Annotated in this window: 8 protein-coding genes; 4 read left to right on the forward strand and 4 right to left on the reverse strand. The window is 36.6% G+C overall.

Going from position 1 to position 6,880, the window contains the following annotated elements; all coding sequences use genetic code 11:
- Both QVB70_RS00945 and QVB70_RS00950 read left to right on the forward strand, forming a co-directional pair.
- Positions 1 to 968, forward strand: a 968-nt coding sequence (locus tag QVB70_RS00945) for a nucleoside recognition domain-containing protein (protein ID WP_287582448.1), incomplete at its 5' end; no start/stop codon positions are given.
- A gap of 145 nt (positions 969 to 1,113) precedes the next feature.
- Positions 1,114 to 1,863, forward strand: a complete 750-nt coding sequence (locus QVB70_RS00950) for a HesA/MoeB/ThiF family protein (protein WP_287582449.1) — start codon at positions 1,114 to 1,116, stop codon at positions 1,861 to 1,863.
- Positions 1,864 to 1,912: 49 nt separating this feature from the next.
- Here the strand turns inward: QVB70_RS00950 and QVB70_RS00955 are convergent, their stop codons facing one another.
- Complete coding sequence (locus QVB70_RS00955) at positions 1,913 to 3,202, reverse strand: SIS domain-containing protein (RefSeq protein WP_287582450.1); 1,290 nt, start codon at positions 3,200 to 3,202, stop codon at positions 1,913 to 1,915.
- 278 nt (positions 3,203 to 3,480) lie between these two features.
- Between QVB70_RS00955 and QVB70_RS00960 the strand changes: the two genes are divergently transcribed.
- Positions 3,481 to 3,837 carry a hypothetical protein gene (locus tag QVB70_RS00960; protein ID WP_287582453.1) on the forward strand — a complete coding sequence of 119 codons (357 nt, stop codon included), beginning with the start codon at positions 3,481 to 3,483 and terminating at the stop codon, positions 3,835 to 3,837.
- A gap of 147 nt (positions 3,838 to 3,984) precedes the next feature.
- On the opposite strand, the gene QVB70_RS00965 is transcribed toward QVB70_RS00960, so the two are convergent.
- The 3 genes from QVB70_RS00965 to QVB70_RS00975 all read right to left on the reverse strand — a co-directional run bounded on the left by QVB70_RS00965 (position 3,985) and on the right by QVB70_RS00975 (position 6,080).
- Complete coding sequence (locus QVB70_RS00965; protein WP_287582455.1) at positions 3,985 to 5,142, reverse strand: (Fe-S)-binding protein; 1,158 nt, start codon at positions 5,140 to 5,142, stop codon at positions 3,985 to 3,987.
- 190 nt (positions 5,143 to 5,332) lie between these two features.
- Positions 5,333 to 5,710 carry a class II SORL domain-containing protein gene (locus tag QVB70_RS00970; RefSeq protein WP_287582457.1) on the reverse strand — a complete coding sequence of 126 codons (378 nt, stop codon included), beginning with the start codon at positions 5,708 to 5,710 and terminating at the stop codon, positions 5,333 to 5,335.
- Positions 5,711 to 5,795: 85 nt separating this feature from the next.
- Positions 5,796 to 6,080 (reverse strand): ferritin family protein, encoded by a 285-nt coding sequence (locus tag QVB70_RS00975; RefSeq protein WP_287582459.1) that lies wholly within the window; start codon positions 6,078 to 6,080, stop codon positions 5,796 to 5,798.
- 318 nt (positions 6,081 to 6,398) lie between these two features.
- On the opposite strand from QVB70_RS00975, the gene QVB70_RS00980 reads away from it, so the two are divergent.
- Positions 6,399 to 6,880 (forward strand): hypothetical protein (locus QVB70_RS00980; RefSeq protein ID WP_287582461.1); only part of this gene is annotated, 482 nt, incomplete at its 3' end.

Raw genomic sequence — 6,880 nt, forward strand, 5'->3', positions numbered from 1 at the left:
AAATAATACTATTAAATGCTGGTTTGCCTCCAGTAGCAGTTAGTTTGATATCTCGTGGTTTAGTAGAAGGAATAATTGCAGGAATAACCATTGCGTTACCTTTTATCGTTCCATTTTACATTATTCTATCGTTTTTAGAGGACACAGGATATCTACCTCGAGCTGCATTTTTAATGGACAATATTATGCATAAGATTGGTCTCCATGGAAAGGCATTCATTCCATTAATTCTTGGATATGGTTGCAGTGTCCCTGCCTGCGTTGGCTGTCGTATAATGGAAACAGATAGAGAACGGCTACTTGCAGGGTTTGTGGTAGTCTTAATTCCATGTGCTGCTCGTACTGTAGTAATAATCGGATTAGTGGGTCGATATCTTGGTTTTGGGTGGGCAATGGGGTTATATGTTTTTAATTTGATTTTGATTTTTATTTTAGGACGAATTGCATTTAAAACAGTCCCTGGTGAACCTATGGGTCTAATTATGGAGATGCCGCCTTATAAGATGCCCTCGATAAAAGTAGTGGTTACTAAGACTTGGCATAGAAGCAAGGATTTTGTGTATATTGCATTTCCTTTAATTATTTCAGGAAGTTTACTAATAGAAGTATTTCGAATATTTGGGCTTCTCAATTTAATTGGTATTGTGATGGCACCTGTCGTTACGGGATGGCTGGGACTTCCAGATATCACTTCAATTCCTTTAGTGTTTGGAATCTTAAGAAGGGAATTAACATTAATATTATTGGCAGACATAGCGGGTACAGTTAATTTTGATCTGGTTCTCACTCCAGTGCAAATGATTGTTTTTGCTCTTGTCACGATGATTTACATACCCTGCATAGCCACCATAGGAGCATTGTTACGTGAATTTGGCTGGAAAAGAACTCTAATAATAGTTTTTGTTGATATCGCGTTAGCACTTATTCTAGGTGGAATTGCTTTTCGACTTCTTTCGCTTTTTATGTAAATTAATCCGTCGTAAAGGATATAGAGTTCTTATAGAAAAAGATGCCTTTTTTAGGGAAAACCTAAAAGCGGTAGCAAAAGAACAAGTATCATAAAACTTTTTAATTTATATTAACCCATTGTCATAATTACAGAAGGCGAAAGAAATGAGTCATTCAGAGGATTTGAAACCATCGGAACTGGAACGATATGATCGACAAATGATGATCAAAGGTTGGGGAGTTGAAGGCCAAAAAATTCTTAAGAAATCTAAAATTGTAGTAATGGGCGTTGGGGGGCTCGGGTGTCCTGTTTCAATATATCTTGCAGTGGGTGGTGTCGGCCATCTTGTACTAATTGACAAAGATAAACCTGATCTCTCAAATCTGAATAGACAAATTCTACATTGGGAAAAGGATATAGGTAAAGATAAAGCAATCTCTGCAAAAGAAAAATTAATACAAATGAATTCTGATATAGTTATTGAGGCCTTACCTCTTGAAATTACCGAGGAAAACATATTTGACTTGGTAAAAGGTGCTACTGTTGTAATTGACGCAATGGACAATTTTAATACAAGATATCTCATAAATGATGCCTGTACTCATTATAAAATTCCCTTTGTTCATGCCGGCATCTATGGACTTGAAGGTCAATTAACTACGATCGTGCCAGGAAAAGGCCCATGCTTAAAATGTATATTCCCTAATCCACCTTTAGAGCAAAAGAAATTCCCCGTTCTTGGTGCAACTCCTGCTGTCCTTGCAACACTTCAAGCAATGGAAGCATTTAAACTCGTTCTTGGAATAGGAACTCCCCTAATAGGACGCTTGCTGATTTTTGATGGAGAAGCTATGTCTGTTGATATAATGCAAATCAAAAGACAAGACGATTGCGAGGCATGTTCGCACATCTAAGCACCATTATATTATTAAAAAAAAAGACCAGGGAAAGTTTTAGACGTTCCTATGCGTGTTCATACTCCATTTCATGTTCTGAAACGCCAAGGTTGAATGCTAATTGTGCAACGATTCCATCCAGAACATTAGCTGTAGAGTATTCAAATGCCGGTAAAAACAACTCAGCTGAACCATTGATTCTCTTATTATAAGCCGATTCGCGTGAATCTCTGCCATGAACTACAAGTGTATGTGTACACATTTTGCTAAGTGAAGAAGGCATATACGCTGTTATCCCAAGCACATTCATACCGATTTCTCGTGCATCATTTGCATAATGTAGAATTGATGGTGTTTCACCACTTCCACTTATCAGAACTAGCAAATGATTTTTTTCACGGAATCTCCAATCATAGGTGAGTTCAACATCTGACTTAAGATGTTGGAATCTCATGGCGTGCATCCCAGCAACGATATCTGTCAACCCGCTGCCAATCCAGTATGATGGATGTCTATTCATGATCGCATTTTCAAATAGATGGATCACATCAATAAGCTGCGCTCGATTATTTTGATAACTTAGCAGGTCTGATAATGTCCAGTCGAGGTCGGATAACATTTTGGTTGAAATCGTTTTGAAACCTTCTATATAGTCTGAAGTAGAATAAAGTCCCCCTATTAGTCCCGCTCCGAATAGAATCACACATAATTCGAATGTTGTACCCATTGGTGCTAAAGGTGTTTTAATAATCTGTTCCATCTGCTTTGTAACATATCTAGACCCTTCAGGAATGTCCGTCTTACCAGGAAGTCTAAGTACAACGTCTGAAATCCTTCCAATTTTTGATCTTAGGTCAGCTGTGATACCAATTATTGTAGCACCCTTTTTTATGGCATAATCTATATCTGCACAAGTTTCTCTAGTCCAGCCGCTCCCCGAGAAGGCGATCGCTATATCTCCCTCTCTGATTGGACGCGCAAGTGTCTTTCCAATATAACTCACATGAAAACCAATATTTTTTAGTAACTCTCCAGTTAGCATTCCTGATTTTCCAGACCTTCCCATCCCTGTAATATGAATGGTTTTCCCGTCTTCTTTAGCCTTTTTCATCATTTTACAGATATCAATAAAGTCGTCTGAACGACTGAGTACAGAATCCACTGAGGCTTTTCCCTGGTCCACTAAAAGTCGAACGGATGATTCAAATACATCCACATCGTTTTCCAGCAATGGTTTCACAACAGAATCCATTCTCACACACACACCCAGTTGGTGTGTTACATTTACAATAGATAGATAGATATTCCACATCGAACTAGGGCTTTTAATACTTAAATCTATTGGTATCTTCATCATCTTCGTTATGATCACCTAGAATTCTTATCTTGCTTGTATAGTATCAAAGCAAACTCTAATAATATGATTTCATCAGGATATCATTTTAGTCGGTTTCTTTGTAATTAATTGTGAGTTTCTGCAAATAATTTTTTAGCTTTTTCTAGTTTTTTTAAAAAAATAGCGGGCTTTATAAAGTAGATCGAGAAGAAGGAGAATGGTGAGGACTTACATAAATCCGAAGAAAACATCAATATACCTCTATAATCGGGAAATACAAGTATTCAAGATTACATAATTTGTCAGTCCATCATTTAGCAAGTTATGTAATAGCTCGAAGAGGGCTTGGATTTAAGGAAGCAATTCCAGCCATCTATGATTGGGTGCTCTCACAAGTCGGGGAGTTTATCGAGTCCCGTTTGAAACAGGGCAGTCCTTACCGTATATGGTCGATGATCCATGATCTCTTCAAGCAAAGCAGGATAACCTCCTTCAAGACTCTCGAAATATTGAAAAAAACGATATTGATGAAGCATGTCTTGAACTCGGTGACGAATGCACAGCCTGATAACCTTAAGGCTGGTCTATCCACTAACGGAATGATTGAGAATTATTATAAAATGTGGGATATTGTTTATAATTCCACAGTTTTATAAATGATTGTAAGGTTGGTACGATCCCTAAGCGCTCAATATATTTCATAATTGAAAAATATATAAAAATCGGCAGAAAGTCAAAATGCGTGCTTTCGTCGGAATCCCTTCACTTTTGATTGCGTGAAAAACTAAAAATAAGAAGATAACTCAAGCTATGCACTGGGAAATCAGTGTAGATAGATCCATTAATTTTACACGGGAATCAGAGAGGTCGAAATCCTCCTCATCCTCGTCATCCATGTCTTCCCAAGCGAGATAACGAATTGCCTTTTCTAAAATAGATTCACATGCTGGACACATCGTTAAGATTATGTTAGCGCCAATATTTACAGCTTCACTAACGCGCCGTTTCGCTAACTTTATTGAGACATCTGCTCTTGATGCGAGTACCGCACCACCTGCGCCACAGCAAAAACTGTCATATTTTGTATTTGGCATTTCCTTGAATGTTAAACCTGGAATTGATTCAATAATTTGTCTTGGTTCGTCAAAAATTCGCATTTTTCGTGATAAATGACATGGATCATGCCAAGTGACCGTAGCATTATAGTCTTTTAATTTTAGCTTACCTTGATTAATCAGCTCTATTAGAAATTCAGTGAAATGTTGTACACGAAAATTATAATCAGCAAACTTCGAGTACTCTCGTTTAATCATTCCATAACAGCCGGGGCAGGGTGTTACAAGCAAATCTATACCTGCTTCTTCAAATCTCTTTATGTTTGTCTTAACTTGAGCTTGAAACTCCTCAAGGTAACCACCATCGTACAGCATGATACCACAGCATTCTTCTTTCTCCTGCAGATACTGCACTTCTATATCGGCTCTTTGAAGAATATCGATCGTTGATTTTAACACCTCAGGGTAATTGAAAGAGTAAGTGCAACCTGCATAAAACAGAATATTTGAGGTTTTAGAAAATTGAAATCCTTTTGACCATTCGCACCTCTCTATTTGCTCTTTCGTGTAGGGGTTCTTAAATTTCATGGTAGATTTTGCTGCTGCCTGAATGTAGAAGTCCTCATAGCCTTTCTTGGCTACTGCTTCTCTTAAGAGGCTCATTGCTTGTGGGGTATTTATTCCAGAAGGACAAACTTCTCTACAGTGTCCACATGTTGTACAGAGGTGAAACAGATCACGTGTTGCATCAATTTCTTCAAATGGTCTTGGAGCTTCTCCCATCACGTTTCGAGGACCAGGGAAGGCACTAAATCCCGCAGTTGTTAATACTGGGCAACTTGCCAAACAATTTGCGCAGCGCATACATTTATCAGCGTCAATCCATATTTCACTAATTTTTGTCATTAAGAATCTCCTCAAATTGTTCCTGTCTTCTAATAACATTGAATCTCTTTAAAAAACTTAGATATATACACAAATTAAGCAATTTAATTAATGTTAAAACCAGTACAGTTCATTTAAAAATTAAAATGCTAATAAAAAAATAGTAGAAATAAGGTATTGCGATATTCAGCATTTTACAGGCTAGAGTTTACTAGACCATTAATGCTTTTTCACTTTGCCAAAGGCCGTGAATGTTGCAATGAGAGGTAGCAATAAGTTTTCCCCGTTTTTCTGTCTTGAAAGCAAACGTTGTCCAGTGATGTGTATATACTGTGCTTGTATCAGGACCCTGAGTTGATTCACCATGAGCAAGAAATTCTGTTTTGCCTATTTGGTATGGAAATTTTTCGCCTTCTGGCCAGAAAATCAGGTCTATCCATCGGATATGATGCTGAGTAGTATTCGGATGGGCTATCTCTTTGCCAACACTAACGGTTACCTTGAAAAGATCTCCTTCTTTTACAGGATCGTCAATTACTGGGACATGTTTCTCTGCTTTCCAATCTGCAGTTTGATATAGGGTTGCCATTCTTAATTCACCTATCCACTTTTTATGTCCTTTCATTTGTAAATTATGCCTTATTAATTATCCTAATGTGACAATAATTTCAGCGCTATTTTCCAAGTAATTCTTCAATTTCCCCTTTTCCTTCAGCGAGCTCCTTTACTTGTTGAGGATCTAATCTTAGTAGAAGTTCTAGGAATTCTCCCATATGTGTTTTTTCCTCATTCGCTATATCCATAAGAACAATTTTGAGATCAGTATTTTTACTCCTTGCTGCCATTTGTTCATAAACATTTATTGCATCCAATTCCGCAATTATTGCAGTTCTTAAAATCTCTTTGTCAATGTTCTCTTCTTTTACTTGACTTAGGTCGATTGGCACTTGCCCAAACAATTGATCACCTCCACCGCGTTAAATTATGCAAAATATGATTTTCATAGTAATGTGAAATACTTGTCAATTTCTACTTTAATATAAATTTTCCATTCCTCATAGAAATTCAAAAACAAATGAAAGAAATTTCAAAGTGATTAAATCAAGCGAAGTGCCCTTAGAAAATATTTATAAGCGCGCGCAGTCTTATTCTGTAATTGAATTGTCAAAATATAACTGGAGGAACTACAACTGGAGGAAACAGAACTCTTAAGCACCCTATCTTCACGACTAAACCAGGAAATTCTAGATTTAATTAAGATAGAAAAGGGTCTCTCAGTGGAAAAAGCCGCAAAAATTCTTGGAAGACCTATCCATTCACTCAGAGAAAGACTCAATAACTTGGCAAATAATTTTATTCTGGAAAAGTTTTTTGTTCAGCTATTCTTCAAAAACAAAGAAATAATTGTTTTAATAACCGATCTTGATAGTGGCAATACAATTTCCTCAGAAGATATCAATCTAAGTACTTCTGTTGAATTTAATCACTTAGTAAATACTTTAAAGGATACAAAAACCTTTTTAATCTACGAATATATGCGAAATGAATATCTGAATACAAAGAAGCGAAAATTTACTTTATATGAAGTTCTAAAAAAAACAGAAAAGTCAATTTCTTATGATAAGGCTAGTTTAAATTTATTAAAGCTGGTAAATCTTGATTTGATCGATATTGATTCTCCAATACCCCCACATCAATTACGAACAATCCAAAAAAAACAGTCCACAACAGCTAAGAAAATTATACTATATCTTAAGAA

Source organism: Candidatus Borrarchaeum sp. (assembly GCF_019058535.1).
Classification (GTDB): Archaea; Asgardarchaeota; Sifarchaeia; order Borrarchaeales; family Borrarchaeaceae; genus Borrarchaeum; species Borrarchaeum weybense.

Excerpts from the sequence above, each read along its gene's own strand:
- QVB70_RS00965 (WP_287582455.1), bottom strand. The coding sequence starts at position 5,142 with ATGACAAAAATTAGTGAAATATGGATTGACGCTGATAAATGTATGCGC.
- QVB70_RS00950 (WP_287582449.1), top strand. The coding sequence starts at position 1,114 with ATGAGTCATTCAGAGGATTTGAAACCATCGGAACTGGAACGATATGAT.
- QVB70_RS00955 (WP_287582450.1), bottom strand. The coding sequence starts at position 3,202 with ATGATGAAGATACCAATAGATTTAAGTATTAAAAGCCCTAGTTCGATG.
- QVB70_RS00970 (WP_287582457.1), bottom strand. The coding sequence starts at position 5,710 with ATGGCAACCCTATATCAAACTGCAGATTGGAAAGCAGAGAAACATGTC.